At 66.3% G+C, this 19,245-nt stretch carries 5 protein-coding genes; 1 reads left to right on the top strand and 4 read right to left on the bottom strand.

The window, feature by feature from the left end; translation table 11 throughout:
* Positions 1-30: 30 nt before the first annotated feature.
* On the top strand, positions 31-627 hold the full coding sequence (locus AC07RO_RS06430) for a trypsin-like peptidase domain-containing protein (RefSeq protein WP_192172237.1): 597 nt from the start codon (positions 31-33) through the stop codon (positions 625-627).
* Here the strand turns inward: AC07RO_RS06430 and AC07RO_RS06425 are convergent, their stop codons facing one another.
* From AC07RO_RS06425 to AC07RO_RS06410, 4 genes are all read right to left on the bottom strand, one after another.
* Positions 628-1,836 (bottom strand): beta-barrel domain-containing protein, encoded by a 1,209-nt coding sequence (locus AC07RO_RS06425; protein WP_192172236.1) that lies wholly within the window; start codon positions 1,834-1,836, stop codon positions 628-630.
* Positions 1,833-3,992, bottom strand: a complete 2,160-nt coding sequence (locus AC07RO_RS06420; protein WP_495085592.1) for a type I secretion system permease/ATPase — start codon at positions 3,990-3,992, stop codon at positions 1,833-1,835. Before AC07RO_RS06420 ends, AC07RO_RS06425 begins: the two co-directional genes overlap by 4 nt.
* Complete coding sequence (locus tag AC07RO_RS06415) at positions 3,989-5,431, bottom strand: TolC family outer membrane protein (protein ID WP_495085751.1); 1,443 nt, start codon at positions 5,429-5,431, stop codon at positions 3,989-3,991. Before AC07RO_RS06415 ends, AC07RO_RS06420 begins: the two co-directional genes overlap by 4 nt.
* Before the next feature lie 174 nt (positions 5,432-5,605).
* Positions 5,606-19,018 carry a BapA/Bap/LapF family large adhesin gene (locus tag AC07RO_RS06410; protein ID WP_495085591.1) on the bottom strand — a complete coding sequence of 4,471 codons (13,413 nt, stop codon included), beginning with the start codon at positions 19,016-19,018 and terminating at the stop codon, positions 5,606-5,608.
* Between the last annotated feature and the right edge of the window lie 227 nt (positions 19,019-19,245).

Below are 19,245 nucleotides of genomic sequence, written 5' to 3'. Positions count from 1 at the left end.
GCCTCAGTGCTGATCAGCGGGTGCAACGGAATGCCCACCGCTTTTACCCAGGATCCTGTCTTTGACCAAGCCTTCGTCGTCCACTCCGGTGCGCCGTTGCCCTATCTGTTGATGGGCACCGCGATCCAGTGGAATGAAGATTATGCGGTGACCGTCAAACACATCCCTTACATCTCGGGCGCGGTGTTTCAGGGGCAGGGCGACGTGCAGTTCTTCAAGCACAAGGCCGATTCCGTTCCGATGTGGCGTTCATACCAGCCGGGTGAAGAGCTCACCTCCGTGGGCTACAACTCCGCTTACATGTCGGTGAAAGGCACAGGCCATGCGCTGCCGGCGATGGTTCGCCTGGACGCAAAAGAAGGCAACGTGATGTACGGCACCCATGATGGCCCGGTGGCCAAGGGCATGTCGGGCGGTCCGGTATTCGCCGCAGATGGCAAGGTGGTGGGGATCACCGTGGCGTTGCTGACCTCCAGCGACCTGGCCAAGATCAAGCGTCCAGACCTGGCCAACCAGCCACGGATCAGCATCTTCATGCCGTACAACGAAATCAACCGCGAGTGGACCCGTTACATGGCGCAGCTCAAGCCTGCCACGCCAGCGCCGGTTCATCTCGCGGTCAACTGATCAACGCTCGCGCAGGGCTTCACGGGCGCGGTTGAGGGGTTTGATCAGGTAGTCCAGCACGGTTTTTTCACCCGTGCGGATGTCCACGGTGGCGATCATCCCGGGGACGATGGCAAAGGTCTTGCCCGCCTTGTTGCGCAGCACATCCGAGTCCGTACGGATAAACACGCGGTAATAGAAGATTTCCGGCTTGACCTCATCTTGAATCGTGTCCGGCGAGATGGTCACCACCTTGCCGTCGAGGCTGCCGTAGATCGAATAGTCGTAGGCCGTGATTTTCACTTTGGCCTGCTGCTCGGGGTGAATGAAAGCAATGTCCCGGGGCGAGATGCGGGTTTCGATCAGCAGTTGCTCATCCAGCGGGACGATCTGCATCAGCTGCCCATTGGGCGGCACGACCCCGCCGATGGTGGTGACTTTGATGTCCTTGACGATGCCGCGCACCGGCGAGCGCAAGGTCAGGCGTGACAACGAATCGCTACGCCCACGGATCACCGCCGACAGCATCTGCGCCTCGGCATTGGCTTTGGCCAGGTCTTCGCGGGCATGCACCATGTACTCCGAACGCGCCTCGGTCGCCTTGAGCTCAAGCTCGGAGCGCTGGCGGTTCAGGCGCAGCACTTCGACCCGGCTCGACGCGCCGATCTTCGCCAGGTTCTCGGTGATGTCCAGTTCGCTGCGCACCAGCTTCAGCGAGCTTTCGATGCCGGTGAGGGTTTCGCTCAGGCCCCTGCGCCGGGCGTTGAACAAGTCCGTCTCCGCGCGGCGCAGCTCCGGGTACTTGTCCAGCGACGCATCGAAGGTCAGCGGTTTCTCGCTGACTTCCGCCTGCAGCCGATTGACGCTGGCCAGCGCCGCCCGGTATTTCGCCTCGCTTTCACCCACGTTCGATTCACTCTTTACCGCATCCAGTTGCGCGAGCACCTGACCGCGCTCCACCAGCGTGCCTTCGCTGACATTCAGCTCCTTGATAATCCCGCCCTCCATGGACTGAATCAGCTGCTCCCTGGAACTGGGCACCACCTTGCCGGTGCCGGTGGACACTTCCACCACCTGAAACCAGGCCGCCCAGGCGATAAAGCACGCCAGCATCAGCGCGCAGGTCCAGATCACCCGCACGCTTCCGGTGATGCTGCGCTCGTCCTTGCCGTCGAGGTAGGTGATCTGGTCGGCGAGCCGTGGAGTTTGCTCCGTGGTCAGTGCGTTCATGCCTGCGCTCCTTGCGGCTGCCTGAGTCGGGTGAGGGCGGCGTCGCGATGGTCATCGATGACGATGCGGCCGTTGTCCAGCACGATGATCCGTTCCACCAGTTGCAGCAGGCTGACCCGGTGGGTGGCGACGATCAGCGTGCGGCCCTGACACCAGGTCGAGAGTTTTTCCAGCAACTGGCGTTCGGTGATGTCATCCAGTGACGCCGTGGGTTCGTCCAGCAGCAGCACCTGGGGCTGGCGAATCAGCAAGCGTGACAGCAGCAGGCTCTGGCGCTGACCGCCGGACAGGCCCAGACCCCCTTCGAGAATCAGGTGGTCCATGCCCTTGGGCATCTGGCGGACAAACTCCAGCGCGCCGGTCACCGACAGGGCGGCGATGATTTCCTGATCGCTGGCTTGGCCCGCGCCGAGGGTGAGGTTGTCGCGCAGGGTGCCGTGAAACAGCCGCGCCTGCTGCGACATCAGGCCGACGTCCCGGCGCAGGTCGGCCGGGTCCAGGTGAGCGAGGGAGATGCCGTCCACGGTGGTCTCGCCGCTGGACAAATCCATCGAGCCCGCCAGTGCCTGCAGCAATGTCGACTTGCCCGCGCCGTTGCGCCCGAGGATGGCGACGCGCTCACCCGGCCGTATGTTCAGGTTGATGCCACTCAGCGCGGGCGATGCCTCTTCGCTGTACTTGAAGCCGGCCTGACGCAACACGTAATCCCCGCGAATGGCGGGCACATGCACGCGCTGGCTGCCTTCGGGGTGATCGACCGGCATCTGCATCAGCCGGTTTAGCCCCTGCAGCGCGACTTTCGCCTGTTGCCAGCGGGTCAGCACGTGGGTCAGTTGCGCCATTGGCGCCATCATCCGCGAGGCCAGCATCGAGGCGGCCACCAGGCTGCCGGTGGTGAGGTCGCCGCCAATCACCATGGGCGCACCGAACACGATGACCACGGCAAACACCGCGCCCTGCACGTTCTGGGTCCAGGCCACCAGGCTGTTGGTCAGCGAACGCAATTTCAGGCTGCTGTCGGCAGACGCGGCGTTGTAGTGATTCCACTGCTGCTGGAAACGTTGCTCGGCCTGCAGCGCCTTGATGTCGTCCATGCCCTGCACGGCTTCCACCAGCATGGCGTTGCGCAGTGCGGCTTCGCGCATCGAGGCATTGGCCAGCCGCGCCAGTTTGCGTTGGGCAAGGACGCCGGGCAGCACCATCGCCACCAGCGCGACCAGAGGAATCAGCACCAGCGCCCCGCCAATCAGATAGAACACCAGCAAGAACAGGAAGAAGAACGGCATGTCCGCCAGCGCCGTGGCGGTGCTGGAGGTGATCAGGTCGCGGATCTGCTCCAGCTCGCGCAACTGCGAAATGAACGAGCCGGTGGATTTCGGCCGCGCCGAGTTACGCAGGCGCAGGGCGTGGCCGAACACCAGGTCCGACACCCGCAGGTCGGCGCGCTTGCCCAGTACGTCGGTGATGCGCAGACGCATGATGCGCATGACGAAGTCGAACACCAGCGCCAGCATCACGCCGCCAAACAACACGTACAGCGTCGGCAGCGACTCGGCCGGAATCACCCGGTCGTAGACCTGCATGGAAAACAGCACCCCGGCCATGCCCAGCAGGTTGGCGACCAGCGACGCCAGCATCACTTGCCGGTAGGGGCGCAGGTCACTGAGGACGATGCGCCGGAACCAGTGCTCGTCGTAAGGCTTGATGTAGTCGTCGGTGCGCACGTCGCTCAGGGGTTGGATGGGCCGCAGGATCACCGTGCGCAGCGCCTGCTCGGCAAGCACGGCCGGGTCGATGCGGCTTTGCAGGCCCTGATCGCCGCTGTAGGCGATGCCCAGTTCGCCTTGCTCGCTGACGCTTTCGATCACCCCGACCTGGCCGTCGCGCAGTTGCACCAGCAGCGGCGTGCGCCAGCGCGACAGGCTCTTGCGGTCATAGCGGGCGAACTTGACGCTCAAGCCCGCCTGGCGCGCCATGTAGCGAACCACTTCTTCGACACGGCCCTCGCTGTTGGTGGATGCCAGGCGAATGCTTTCCGGTGAAACGTCGAGGCGGTAATGCCGGGCGACGGTGAGGATGGCTTCCAGCCACGGCGAATAATCCGGACGATCGGGGCCTGCCGCAGGGGCTTCGGGGATGACGATGGTCTCGGTCATGGCAGGATCTCCACGTGCTGGATGGTGCTGTGATCGATGCCGAACGCGCGACGCAGCGCACCGCTGTTGTACAGGCAGTCGATTTGCAGGCGACGCAGGTCGGCCTGGGTGTTGGCCAGGTCGAAGCGCGACTGGTGGATTTCCTGCTCGGCGTTGAGCAGATCGAGCAGCGGCCGGGTGCCCAGTTCCAGGTACTGCCGGCCATACAACTCGCGGGCTTCGGTGATGCTGGTCTGCCGCGATTCCAGCGAGCTGAGCCGGCGCGTCAGGCCGGATGTCTGTGCCTGCGCTTCGCCCAGCCCTTGCCGCGCCTGCAGGCGGGCGGCGTCTTCGGCGGAATCGGCGGCGGTCAGCGCATAGTTGGCGGCGCGGCTGCGGGCGCTGATGGCGCCACCCTGATAAATCGGCACTTCCAGGTTGAGAAAGATCCCGGCCTGGGTGCGATTGATCCTCGAGTTCTGGTCGTCGTAGTGGTCGTCCAGATACTGGTTAATCGACGGCTGCAGCGACAGTGTCGGATAGGCTTCAGCTTTGGCCTGGGCCAGTTCGGCCTGGGCCTGGGTGCGCTGGGCCACGGCTTGCAGCACGGCGGGGAGGGCGTCTGTGCTCACGGGCGCGGTGCAGGCGTCGGTCATCGAGGGCGTGAAGGTGTCGCTGACCTGGGGCGGGGTCTGCCGACCGAGGAGGTTGGTCAGCGTCGACTGCCAGCGCGCGTACAGCGCTTTGTACTCCTGCAGCGTGGCCATGCCGCCCTCGGCGCGGGACTGCGCCTGAACCACATCGGAGCGAGTGCTCGCGCCCATGTCGCTGCGCTGTTTGGCCAGTTCGACGATGTCGCCGATGCCGCGGATCTGCTCCCGGGCGATGTCCACCAGGTGCTGGTAGCGCTGGACCTCGATGTAGGCGAACGCGGTGTCGCGGCTGACCTGATCGATGGTCAGCAGAATGCTTGCCTGACTGCGTGCCACCTTGGCCCGGGCCGCTTCGACCGAGTTCGACACCTTGCCGAAGTCGTAGAGCATCTGTTTGAGGGAGATGCTCACCGACTGGCTGCCGTCATCGCTGCCGTAGCCGCTGGTGTAACCGCCTTTTATCCCGCCGGAGATCTGCGGGTAATAACCGGCTTCGGCCACGTTGATGCCCTCGGCCTGTTGATACAGGGTGCCGATCGCTTCGCTGATGCTGGGGTGCCAGTCAACGGCGAGCCTGACCGCCTGTTCGAGGCCCAGGGTCTGGCTGTCTTCCTTGACCATGACTGCCCCGGGCCCGGAACGGTCATTTGTATTCCCCTTGGCATTGCCTTTGGCACTGCTTTTGTCGCTGCCCTCAGGGCCATTGCCCTTGCGGCGCTGATCCGCAGGCGTTGCCTGCAGGCGCGAAGGGCTGATGCTGCGCAGGCCGGGATCGATTTGATCCTCCGCCAGCGCAACGGAAAACATCGGGTGACACAGGCCGAGGGTCAGGACGACCGCCGGCCATTTCTGCTTGCGAACGCGCTCCACATGGCTTCCTTACTGTACGAATACAGAGCTTCCCTTTTAGTGAATCAACCGGCCGACCCAATCAATCGGCCGGTTGAACCCCGCCGCTGGCAGCGCCAGACGGCGGGCTGATCAAACGACGTGAATACCGTTCTGCACCCACAGATGATGGGTTGGATCTTCCTGCGGCGTGTACTGGGTGTAATCGACGCCATCGGCCTGTTGCGCACCGCCGGCGACCCAGGTGCTTGTCATGTGTACGGTGTCCTCGCTGCCCCCCTTGATGATCAGTGTGTTGTTGTCTGCCGAGGTAATGGACACCAGGTCCGCCAGGCTGATGGTCAGCGCGACGGCGCTGGTGTGGTTCAGGTCCAGCACCTCGATGTTGTGGATCCGGCTCTGCAGATCGCCCAGGTCGATGGTCGCATCGCCCCCGGCCCAGAGCAGGGTGTCGGTGCCCGTACCGCCATCGACCGAGGCGAAATGCTGGTCGGCGATGATCAGCGTGTCGTTGCCGGCGCCGCCTTGCAGGGTGACCGCGCCGCCATGGGACCCGTCCAGCGTGTCGTTGCCCGCCGTGCCTTGAATCAGCTCGGCACCGGTGGTGGCGACGGCCGTCAGCGCGCTGTGATCATCGACGTTCGCTACGGTGGACAGCGCGGCGAACGAGGTAGTGACCACGGCACCGGCCTGTTCCAGATCAATGGTCAGCGTCGCCGTGTCGGTGGTGCCGTTGGGGTGCTTGAGCTGGTAAGTGAACACGTCCTCATGGCCGATGACCGCATCGGTCTGCCCCGGCGTCAGCGTGTAGGTGTAGCGTCCGTCGGCCTGCACCAGCAACGAGCCATAGGTGCCAACAATCGTGGTGCCGTTGTAGCCCGGCGTCACGTAACTGCCGGCCGCCAGCACATTGAGCACGGTGTACGCCGAGCCCAGCACATCAGCGCCGCCGCCGGCGGTGTCGGTGAGCAGATTGCCCGCCACCGGCGTGTAGCTGCTGACCACGAACTGATTGGTGTAGGTGGCGTCGTTGATCAGACTGGCGTTGACGGTGGTCAGCACACCGATGCCGCCGGAGCTGATTTTCACCTGATAGCTGCCGGCCGTCTGGTCGTCGAAGCGGATGCCGTAGCTGTTGCCGCCCAGGCTCGCCAGGGCACCGCCGCCGTAGCTCTTGACCAGTACATATTGGCCGGTCGCAGTGTTGAGCTTGTACAGACCGACGGTCAGCGAACCCAGCAGGCTGGCCACGTTGCTCGAGCTGACCACTACCGTCAGATCGCTGATGGTGCCGGCCGCCACACTGGTGTTCCACGACCCGTTGCCACCGCCGAGCACTGGTACGCTGAAGCTGCCCAGCGTCGAGTTGGTGATGACCTCCTTGTTGACCAGGGTGATGTCGCTGACCGCGATGTCGTTGGTGGCGTCGACCAGGAACGCCGGGCTGGCCAGGCTGCTGTCGCTCCACACCTCGGTGGCCTGCGGGCTGTCGATGCGCACGTACAGATTGGCCGTGTCGCTGAGGCCGTTCGGGTGCACCAACTGATAACTGAAGACATCCACTTTGCCGACGCTGGTGACCGCGCCGTTCGGCGTGTAGCTGTAGTTGCCGCTGGCGTCGATGGTCAGCGTGCCGTACAGGCCTTGCACCGTGGTGCCCGCGCTGGCCGTGACGTAGCTGCCGTTTTTCAGCACCTGCAACACCGCGCCGTTGTCCGGGCCGGTCACGTCCGCCTGCCCGTCAACCCCCGGGTTGGTGATGACGTTGCCGGTCACGGCGGCACCGGCCACCCCGTTGAACTGGGTCAGGCTGGTCACGTCCAGCTGCAGCTGGGTGGTGACGTTGGTCACCACGCCGATGCCGGTGCTCGACACGACCAGCCGGTAATCGCCACCCAGCAAATCACCGATGTTCACCCGCACGCCTTGGCCGGTCAGGGCCACGAGGTCGATCAGACCGCCGTTGCCGTTGACGTCCAGCGTGACCCAATTGCCGCTGGCGTTCTTCACTTGCAGCGTGTAGACCACGCCGTCGAGCAAGGACACCGCACTGCCGGTGGTCAGCGTCAGGGTCGGATCAAGGCTGGTGCCGCTGTTGACCGTGAACACAAACGCCTTGGAGAACCCGGCCAGCAGCGTGGTGAAAGAGTCCGCAAAATTCTGCGTGGTCTTCACCGGTACCAGCGTGACCGACGCCGTGGCGAGGTTGTCACTGGCGATGACCGGGGTATTGACGTCGATGTCCGGCGCGGTGACGTTGGCCACCACCGAGAGGTTGCCCTTGATGTCGGTGAGGCTGACCAGCAGGGTTTCCCCATTGATCTGCGCAGGGGCGAGGGTGACGCTGAACAGCCCCGTGGCCCCGACGGTGCCCGTCCCGAGCACCGCGCCGCCGGTGGATTTGATCTGCACCGTCGAACCGACTTCCCCGGTGCCGCTGACCGTCAGGCCATCGACACTGACCAGCAGCGCACCCGGTGCCGCAGGCGGCGTCAGGTCAGGTGCGATAGCGCTGGCGGCCACCGACACATTCCCGGCGGCATCCGCCTGAGTGATGCTCAGCACCTGGTTATCGATCTGCGCGGCATTCAGCGCCACCGTGAAGCTGCCGTTGGCGGCCACTGTTGTGGTGCCGAGCACAGCCCCCAGCGCATTGCGCACGGTCACCGTCGAACCGGCGACACCGGTCCCGGTCACCACGGAACCGCTGGCATTCACGGTCACCGCTGTAGGTGCGCCCGGCGCCGTGATGTCCGGTGCCAGAAGGCTGCCGGCAGCCGACACGTTGCCGGCGACGTCGACCTGACGCACCGTCAGCGCCTGGCCGTCCAGTTGCGCAGCATTCAGGGTGACGTTGAACGTCCCGCCAAGGCCTACCGTGGTGGTCCCCAGCAGCGTACCGCCGGCGTTGAACACGTTGACCGTCGCGCCGACTTCACCGCTGCCGGTGAGGGTCAGGCCGTTGCCGGCCAACAACAAAGCGGACGGTGCATTCGGCGCCTGAAGGTCGAGGGCATTAACCGTCGTGACGGCCGAGACGTTACTCGCCGCGTCCACTTGCTGGACGCTCAGCACCTGACCATTCAATTGCGCGCTGGAGAGCGAGACGACGAACCCGCCCGCCGCATTGACCACTGCCGTGCCGAGCACGGTGTTGGCTGCGTTGGTCACGCGCACGGTTGCGCCGGCCTCGCCGTTGCCGCTGACCTGCAGGCCCGCGATGTTCAGCGCGACGTTGGTCAGGGCGGCGGGCGGTGTGGTGTCGACGGCACTGACATTGGCCAGCACCGAGACGTTACCGGCGGCGTCACGCTGACTCACCGTCAGCACTTGGCCATTGAGTTGCGCCGCCGACAGGTTGGCGTTGAACGTGCCGTCCAGGGCGACGGTTGCCGTCCCGAGTACGACGCCGAGGCTGCTGCGCACGGTCACTGTCGCGCCGGCTTCACCAATCCCGCTCAGCACGGTGCCGGCGCCATTGAGAACCAGCGACACCGGTGCGTTGGGCGCGGTGATGTCGGGCGCAGTGACCGGCAGGACGGCCGACGGCAAGCCCGCGGTGTCGGTCTGATAGGCGTTGAGGATCTGACCGTTGGCTTGCGCCGGGCTCAACAGGACGCCAAACGTGCCGCCGGCATTGACCAGCGCAGTGCCCAGGGTGACGCCGTCGGAAGTGGTGATGGTCACCGTCGCCCCGGCTTCGCCACGACCGGTCACCAAGGTGCCGGTTGCATTGACTGCAAGGTCGGCGAGCGCCGCCGGCGGCGTGGAATCGGCCGCCAGCACTGCAGCCGGCAAGGATGCGCCGCCCGCCCCGGTGCTGGCCGTCACGCCCAGGCTTTCGCCGTTGGTTTGCGCGGTATTGAGTGCGACGCTGAAGGTGCCGCCCGCATTGGTAGCCACCGTCCCGAGCACAACACCCGTTGCGCTGTACACCGTGATGGTGGTGCCCGTTGCGGCGCTGCCTGTGACCGTCAGTCCGTCGGCGCTGACCAGCAGATTGGTTGGCGCATTCGGTGGAGGGGTCACGGGGACGGTAAGGCCGAGGGTCCCGGAGGCGTTGCCGCTGGCGTCCGCCTGACCGACCGTGAGGACGTCGTTGGCAGTGATGCCGGCAGGCAGGCCCACCACAAACGTGCCATTGGCAGCCACCTGTCCGATGCCGAGCGTGATACCCAGGGAGTCTTTGACGGTCACTGTCGCGCCCGCTTCACCGCGACCCGCCAACAGCAGGTAATCGGCACTGATCGTCAGGTTGCTGACAGGATCAGGTGCCTGAGTGTCCGGCACGGTGTAAACCAGTGGCGCAGAAGCGTTGTTGGCCGCGTCCGTTGCCGTAATGGAGATGACTTGCCCGTTGGTTAGCGCAGGATTCAGCCCGACCTCGTAACGTCCACCGGCGTCGGTCTGCGTGGTGCCCAGCAACGTGCCGTCGGCGGACCGCACGGTCACCGTGCTGTTGGCTTCGGCCGTGCCTTGCAGGATCGTGCCGTTGCCGGTGAGCGAGGTGAACACCGGCACTGCGGGTGGCGTGATGTCCGGCGCGATGACGGGAACCGGCGCCGAATCGTTCAGCGCTGCGTCGACTTGCACCACCGACAACGACTGACCGTTGAGCTGCGCAGTCGACAGCGAAACGCTGAACGTGCCGTCCGCGCGCACGATGGCCGTGCCCAGCGCAGGCGTGCCCGCGCTTGCGCCGGTCAGCGAAACGCTCACCGAAGCACCGGGTTCGCCGCGTCCGCTCAGCGTCAGCCCGTCCTGGCTGACCGAAAGGTTGGTCACCGCAGCCGGATCGGTCACGTCGGCAACCTGGTAGACCACGGTGCCGGAAACGTTGGTCGCCGCGTCGGTCTGGGTCAGGTTGAGCTTCTCGCCGTTCAGTTGGGCAGGGCTCAGCGCGACGCTGAATGTCCCGTCGGCCAGCACCGTGGCGCTGCCGAGGCTGGCGCCGATCGCGCTGGTCACTTTGACCGTCGCGCCCGCTTCACCGGTGCCGGTCAGCGTCAGGCCGTTGGCACTCAGCGCGGTCACCACCGGCAGCGCCGGGGGCGTGGTGTCCGGTGCCGTTACCGGGGCGCCGGCAGACGGATTGCCCGCGGCATCCCGTTGTACCACGGACAGCAGCTCGCCATTGATTTGCGGTACCGACAGCGACACCGCGAAATTGCCGTCCACGCCGACCACGCCTGTGCCGACAATGTTGCCGGCGGCGTCGGTGATCAACAGGCTGGCGCCTGCTTCACCGCGACCGCTGACCACCACGCCCGTGTTATCGATTTGCACGTTGGTGACCGCTGCGGGCGGTGTCAGGTCAGGCGAGGCGACGGAGCCGGCTGCCGAGGCATTGGTGGCCGCATCGGTGAGCACGACGAACACGGGCTGACCGTCGTTCTGAGGCTGGTTCAAAGTGATCAGGAATTTGCCATCGACACCCACGGTGCCGGTGCCCACTTGCGTGCCATCGGCCAAGGTAATGCGCACCACCGCGCCCGCTTCGCCGCTGCCGCTGAGCACACTGCCGGAGGCATTGAACTGCAGGTTGGTGGCGACCGCTGGAGGGGTCAAATCCGGCGCGATCACCGTTGCGGGCACGCTGACGTTGCCGGGCGGATCGGCCTGCTGAACGCTCAGCACCTGGCTGTTGATCTGCGGGGTGGAGAGGGTGACGCTGAACGTGCCGTCCGCCAGCACCAGCGTGGTGCCGAGCAGCGTTCCGCTGGCATCGCGGACCGTCACGGTAGCGCCGGCCTCACCGGTACCGATCACCACCACGCCTGCCGCGTTGATGCTGACGTTGTCCAGCGGATCGGGCGGCGTGAAGTCCGGCGTGGTCAGGCTGGCCTGGGGCGACACGTTGCCGGCGGCATCCCGTTGCACCAGCGTCAGCACTTCGGCATTGGACAGCGCCGGGACCAACACCAGGGTAAACGCCCCGGTGCTGCCCACTGTTGCCGTGCCCAGCAGGGCACCGAGGTTGTTGGTCACCGTGACAATCGCCCCGGCTTCACCGCGGCCGGTCAGCGTCGCGCCATCGCTGGAAATGTTCAGCTGGGTCAGGGCGAGCGGCGCCGTGGTGTCGACCGAGGTCAGGTCGGCGGGCAGGGACGTATTCCCGGCCGCATCGGTCAGGGTGACCGCCAGCAGTTCGCCGTTGGCTTGCGGGGTGGTCAGGGTGAGCTGGAAGGTGCCGTCGATGAGCACGCTGCCGGAACCGATCAGGGCGCCGCTGGCGTTGAACACATTGACCGTGGCACCCGGTTCACCGGTGCCCGACAGCACCGCGCCGTCTGGCGTCATCGCCAGGGCGAGCGGCGCATTCGGGGCAATCAGGTCCCGGGCGGTCAGCGCGATGCTGGCCGATTCATTACCGGCGACGTCGGTCTGGCTGACGCTCAGGGATTGACCGGCAATCTGCGGCGCGTTCAGCGTCAGCGAGAAGTCGCCGTCGACGCCCACTTGCCCGGTGCCGAGGATGACCCCGCCAGCGCCCAGCACCGTCACCGTTGCGCCCACTTCGCCGTGGCCGGTCAGGGTGACGCCGTTGGTATTGAGCACCAGCTCGGTGAGCTGCCCGGGCGCGGTGACATCCGCCGCCAGGTAACCGGTGGACAGCGAATTGATGCCGTCGCTGGACGTGGCGATGGCCGAGAGCGACTCACCGTTGAGTTGCGCGGCATTGAGCTGCGCACTGAACGTGCCGTCGCCATTGACCAGCGCCGTGCCCAGCAGCACACCGGAGGCGGTACGGATGCTGACCGTGCTGCCGGCGTTGGCGGTGCCGCTCAGGGTCAGGCCGTCGGCGCTGAGGGCCAGGTTGAGGGGCGCAGGCTCCGCGAGATTGCCGGGGGCAACCACTGTGCTGGCGTCGGAAGGATTGCCGGCGGCGTCGGTCTGGATCACGGTCAGGGTAGAGCCAGCGGTCGCCGCCGGGTTCAGCCCGATGGTAAAGCTGCCATTGGCCGCCACAGTCGCGGTGCCCAGCGCGTTGCCATTGGCATCGCGCACGACCACCGTTGCCCCGGCCTCGCCGGTCCCGCCCAGGGTCAGGCCATCGGCGCTGACGGCCAGGTTGCTGGCAGCCGAGGGCGCGGTGGTGTCGGCGGCTTGATAAGCCGCGGGCACCGAGACATTACCCGCCGCGTCGGTGGAGGTGACGCTCAGGTTCTGACCGTTGAGTTGCGGGCTGGACAGAGTGACCTGGAACACGCCGTTGGCCCCGGCGACGCCTGAACCGAGCACGTTGCCGGAGGCGTCGCGGACAATGACGGTGCTGCCGGCTTCGGCGTTCCCCGCCAGTTGCACGCCGCTGCCGCTGAGCAGCAGGGCGGTCGGGCTGTCCGGCGCAGTGAGGTCCACGGACGTCACATTGATCGCCGTCGACACGTTGCCGGGCGGGTCTTCCTGGGTGACGGTCAAGACTTCGGCGTTGATCTGCGCGGTGCTCAGCGTGACGCTGAACGCGCCATTGGCGGCCACCAGCGCCGTGCCCAGAAGGGCACCCCCGGACGTGCGCACCGATACCGTTGCGCCAGGTTCGCCACGGCCAATCACCGTCAGGCCGTCGGCGTTCACCGACACCTGGGTGAGGGCGGCAGGCGGAGTGATGTCCGGCGCCGTCAGGTTCGCCGACGGCGAGACGTTGCCGCTCGGGTCGGTCTGGCTGATGTCCAGAGCCTGGCCGTTGTTCGGCGCAGGCGCGAGGGTCACGGTGAAGGTGCCGTCAGTTGCCACCAGCGCGGTGCCGAGCAGCGTTCCGCTGGCGTCGAGGACTTTCACCGTCGCACCGGCCTCGCCGGTCCCGGTAAGCGTACTGCCGTTGGCGCTGATCAACAGGTTCTGTGGCAGGGCCGGCGGAGTGGTGTCCACCGTCGCCAAGGCAGTGCCGGCCGAGACGTTGCCCGCCGCGTCGGTCAGGGTGACGGTCAGCGGCGCCCCAGTGGTGAGGGCGTTTGGCAGAGTGACCTGGAACTGGCCACTCTGATTGACCAGCCCCGTGGCGAGGATGTTGCCCGCGGCGTCGCGGATCGTCACCGTCGCCCCAGCCTCGCCGAGGCCATTGACCACGGTGCCGACGTTGTTGATGGTCAGACCCGTGGCGGCGTCGGGCGCCGTCAGGTCCGGCGCGATGATGCTGCCGGCCTGGGAAACGTTGCCCGCCTGATCGACCTGGGTCGCCGTCAGGGGCTGCGAATCCAGCTGCGACGGGGTCAGCGCGATGGTGAAGACGCCGTTGCTCGCGACGATCCCGGAACCCAGCACCGTGCCGCCACTGTTTGTGATGGTCACCGTCGCACCGGCTTCACCGCGCCCGGTGACAGAGCTGCCATCGGCGTTGATGGTCAGCCCGGCCGGGGCTTCGGGCGCCGTCAGGTCGTTGGCGACCACCAGCGCGGTGACCGAGGTGTGTCCTGCGTCATCGGTGGCGACAACGTGCAAGGTCTGCGCATTCAGTTGGGCGAAACGCATCAGGATGCTGAAGCGGCCGAGGCTGTTGACCCTGCCGCTGCCCAGGCTGACGCCGTTGCTGTCGAGGATGTTGACCGTGCTTCCCGCAGTGGCGGCGCCGGTGAGAATGAAACCGTCGCTGCTGACGGCCAGGTCGCTGGGAGTCGCCAGCTGCGTGCCGTCCGGCCCTGGGAGGGTAACCGGGTTGGATGCGTTGCCGCTGGCGTCGGTGCTGATGACGTCGACGTTGGTATTGGTGGCGGCAGGCGGATTGAGGCCGATGACGAATGCGCCATCCTGGCCGACGGTGCCGCTGCCGAGCAGCACATTGCCCGGCCCGCGAACGGTAACGGTGGTGCCGGGCTCGCCGACGCCGGAGACGCTCGCGCCGTCCGGGCTGATCGCCAGGTTGGTCACGTCGACCGGCCGGGTGGTGTCGGGGGCGAGCACTGGGGTCGCCAGGGCGTCGTTGGTGCCATCGGTGGCGACCACTTGCACCGTCTCGCCGTTTCTCAGGACGGACTGAAGGGTATACGTGAACGTGCCGTCAGGTCCGGCGGTGGCGTTGCCGATCAGAATGCCGTTGGCATCGAGGATTTTCACCGAACCGCCGGGCACGGTGGTGCCGGTCAGCACGCCATTGCCGTCGAGCGTGAGGTCGATGACCGCAGGAGGTGCCGTGATGTCGGGCGCCGTAACAGATGCGGGCGGCGAGTGCAGGGTGCTGGCGTCGGTCTGGGTCACGCTCAGCACCTGTCCGTCCAGCTGCGCCGGACTCAGGGTGACCGCAAAGCTGCCGTTGGTGGCGACGGTGGCGGAGCCCAGCAGGGTCCCGCTGGCATCGCGCACTTGAACGGTATCGCCTGCAACGCCTGTCCCGGACACGGTCAGGCCGTCATTGCTGATGGTGATGCCGGTCGGCGCGTCGGGCGCGGTGGTGTCAGGTGCGGTCAAAGAGGCCGCGGGAGAGAGGTTCCCCGCCGCGTCGGTTTGTTTGACCAACAACACCTGGCCGTCGTCTTGAGCCGAATTGAGCGTGACGTCAAATCGACCGGTCACGGCATTGGCCGTCGCGGTGCCCAGCAGCGTGCCGTTGGCATCCCGCACGTTGACCGTCGCGCCGGGTTCGCCCTGGCCGCTCAGCGTCAGGCGGTTGGCGCTCAGGGTGAGGCCGGTCGGGGCGTCGGGCGCCTGGATGTCCGCTGCCTGCAGTTGCACCGTCGGAGACGCCAGGGCCGAGCCATCCACTTGCGAGACGTTGAGTGCCTGGCCGTTGATCTGCGCGTTGGACAGGGTGACTTCAAAGCGTCCGTCACTGCCCACCACGGCACTGCCGAGGGTCGCGCCGAGGGCGTCCTTGACGGTGACAGTGGCGCCGATCTGGCCGTTACCGGTGACGATCAACCCGTTGGCCGACAGATCGAGGTTGGTCACCGGTGCCGGTGCGCTAAGGTCCGGCGCAGTGACCGGGACCGGCAGCGACTGGTTGCCCGCGCTGTCGGCCTGGGTGACTTGCAACAGCTGACCATCGGTTTGCGCCGCTGTCAGGGTCAGGGTAAAGCGGCCATCGGCGCCGGCCTGGCCGGTGCCGATGATGTTCCCGCCCGCATCACGCACCGTCACGGTTGCACCGGCTTCACCGGTGCCGGTGAGAATCAGCCCGGCGCCGTCGAGGGCAACGCCGGTCAGCGCGGCGGGCGCCTGGGTGTCGGGCGTGACAAAGGTCACGGGCAAGGCCGGATTGCCACTGCTGTCGCTGGCGCCAATCAGCAGGGTCTGGCCGTTGTTCTGCGGGCTGTTCAAGATCACGCTGAACTGGCCGTTCGCAGCCGCAACGGCGGTGCCGAGCACGTTGCCGTTGACGTCGGTGACGGTGATCGTCGACCCGGCCTCACCGGTGCCCGTCAGCGTGGTGCCGCTGGCATCGATGCTGATGGCCGACGGTTGCAGCGGGCCATCCAGATCCGGCGCGGTGACCGGCGTCGCCAGGGACGGGTTCCCGGCGGCGTCGCTCAGGACCACCTGCAGCGCCTGACCATTGGTTTGAGCGGAAGCAAGGGTGACGCTGAAGTTGCCGGTCGCCGACGTTACGCCGGTGCCGATGACATTGCCCTGGGCGTCGCGCACTGAAACGCTCGACCCCGGTTCGCCGCGGCCGGTCAGGGTCAGTCCGTTGTTGGCCACCGCGAGATCAGTGGCGGCGGAAGGACCGGTGATGTCGGGCGCGGTGACGGGAACGGTGACCGAGCTTTCGCCCTGACCGTCCACCGCGACCACGTCGAGCACTTCGCCGTTGGCCTGGGCCGGATTGAGCACGACGGTGAAGCTGCCGTTGCTGCCAACCGTTGCACTGCCGAGCAGCACGCCGTTGGCATCGCGCACCTGGACCACCGAACCGGCGCTTGCGGTACCGGTCAGCTGGGTGCCGTCGGCGTTGATGACCAGCCCGGAAGGCGTCGCCGGCCCACTGGCGTCAGGCGCCGTGACCACCAGCACGGGGGACGGCAGGCCTGCGGCGTCGGTCTGGGTGACCTGCACCTGATCACCGGGGTTGACCGGCGGCGTCAGGGTTGTGGAGAAGGTGCCGTTGGCGCCGACCACCACAGTGCCGATTGCGGCGCCGGAGGCGTCGAGCAGGGTGACCGTCGCGCCGGCTTCGCCCTTGCCGGACACCTGCGTGCCGTCGGCGCTGATCACCACATCAGTGACCTGGGCGGGTGGCGTTGTGTCGGCCGCAGTCAGCTCGGCCGAGGCAGAGTTGCCGGCCGCATCCGTGGCAATGACGTTGAGTTTTTCGCCGTTGGTCTGCGCGGTGTCGAGGGTCACGCTGAACGTGCCGTCAAGGCCGGCGCGAGTGGCACCGATGACCGCACCCGACGCATCGCGCACAAGGACGCGAGAGCCGGCTTCGGCACGACCGGTGAGGATCAGGCCGTCAGCCGACAGGACAAAATCCGAGGGCGCCGCTGGCGGCGTGGTGTCCGGTGCTTGCAGTGGCACATTAGGCGAGGTGTTGCCGGCGGCGTCGGTGAGGGTGACCTGCAGCGACTGACCGGCAGTTTGCGGCGCGTTCAGGGTGATATTGAACAGCCCGTCGGTGCCCACAACGGCCGTCCCGAGCACGTTGCCGTTGGCATCGATGACGCTCGCGGTGCTGCCGGCTTCACCACGGCCGCTGACGATCGCGCCGTTGCCACTGATGGCAATGCCGGTAGGTGCATCGGGCGGCGTGACATCCCCGCCGGGCGGAGTGACGTCGATGTCCGGCGCCTGGGCCTGAGCAGGCTGGGAGACATTGCCCGCGGCATCGATCGCATTGACGGTCAGCGACTGACCGTCGGTTTGAGGCGGATTGAGGCCTAGGCTGAACGTGCCGTCTGCGCCGACCGTGCCGCTGCCCAGCAGGGTGCCATCGGCGGCGCGCACCTGAATGGTCGCGCCCGCTTCGCCGGAGCCGTTGATGCGCGTGCCGTCCGCGCTGACCACGAGATTACCCGGGGCGTTGGGCGCGGTGGTGTCGACCGGTGGAACGTCGATGTCCGGTGCGGTCGCTTGAGACGGCGCCGAGACGTTACCGGCGGCGTCGGTTGCCGTCACGGTCAACGCCTGACCGTCGGTTTGCGCCGGACTGAGTGTGAGGCTGAAGGTGCCGTCTGCCGCTACAACGCCGCTGCCCAGCAGGGTGCCGTCGGCGGTACGCACCTGAACGGTCGCGCCCGCTTCGCCGGAGCCGTTGATGCGCGTGCCGTCTGCGCTGACCACGAGATTGCCCGGGGCATTGGGCGCGGTGGTGTCGACCGGTGGAACGTCGATGTCCGGTCCGGTCGCTTGAGCCGGCGCCGAGACGTTACCGGCGGCGTCGGTCGCCGTCACAGTCAATGCCTGGCCGTCGGTTTGCGCCGGACTGAGGGTGAGGCTGAAGGTGCCGTCTGCCGCTACAACGCCGCTGCCCAGCAGGGTGCCGTCGGCGGCACGCACCTGAACGGTCGCGCCCGCTTCGCCGGAACCGGTCAGCCGGGTGCCGTTGGCACTGACGGCGAGGTTGGCCGGCGCATCGGGCGGCGTGGTGTCGCCTGGCGGAGTGACATCGATGTCCGGTGCCAGCGCTTGAGCCGGCGTGGAGATATTGCCGGCGGCGTCGGTCGCCGTCACGGTCAGCGACTGGCCGTCGGTTTGCGCCGGGCTCAGGGTGAGGCTGAAGGTGCCGTCAGCTGCGACGATGCCGCTGCCCAGCAGGGTGCCGTCGGCGGCGCGAACCTGAATGGTCGCACCCGCTTCGCCGGTGCCGGTCAGCACGCTGCCGGTGGGGTTGACCGCCAGATTGGCCGGAGCGCCGGGAGCCGTGGTATCTGGCCCAGGCTGATCACCGCCGGTGTCGGGCGTTGGCGCCTGGGTGGTCGGTGAAACGTTGCCTGCGGGGTCGGTGGCGCTGACCGCCAGAGGCTGGCCGCTGGTTTGCGGCGGGTTCAGGGTCACACTGAACGTCCCGTCCGGCGCCACGACACCGCTGCCGAGCAGGGCACCCGTGTTGTTGCGCACCTGAATGGTCGCGCCGGCTTCACTGGTGCCGGTCAGCAGAGTGCCGTCTGCACTGACGAGCAAGTTGCCCGGCGCCAGGGGCGCGGAGGTGTCAGCGGGAGCACCACCGCCGCCACCCCCACCACCGCCGCCGCCAACGCCGGCGGCGGCCGCACCGCCGGCGCCCAACAGGCCGAGCCCGGCAATCGCAAACGTCGGGGTCGAACCGCTCACTACGCCGGCGTCGGCGATGAGCTGGTCGAGGGAATCGACTTCGTCGAATGTGAAACCGTTGAAGGACTGGGTGTCGTACTGCGCCTGCCAAAGCGTGCCGTCTTCGCCCTGGAACACCATGTCGCTGTTGGGACCGTCAGGCGCGGTGTTGAAAAAGTTGGCGACTTTGATGTGTTCGCCATTTTTCAAGTTCACCACAAGGTCTTGCCCGTTACGGGAGACCGAAGCAACTTGACTGGGTGGGACGGGCATTTGAACAACGGACGGTGAGTTGAGTGAAAGATCTCCCCAGGTGTTGGCAGTGAGTTCGGACGTTGCTTTATTGGCTACAACAATATTATCCATTTGACAGTCCCTTTCTTCGCTTTTAGCACTACAACAACGCGGTTAATGGCGTGTCATACCAGCCGCCCCACTCATAGAGCCAGGCGCAACTTCTTTTCTTGTTTGGGTGAAAGCCGTTTTGCACAAATTTAGAGTGGATCCATCCGATTTCAATAGGAAATTGTTTGACGATCATCTTAGGATTACAAAAATATGGCCGCAAGCTGCTGTTTTAAAAGATCTTCTTA

This window comes from Pseudomonas sp. GW821-FHT07F05 (assembly GCF_059418765.1).
The sequence above is the reverse complement of the archived record's forward strand: the minus strand, read 5'-3'. Positions and strand labels throughout refer to the sequence as shown.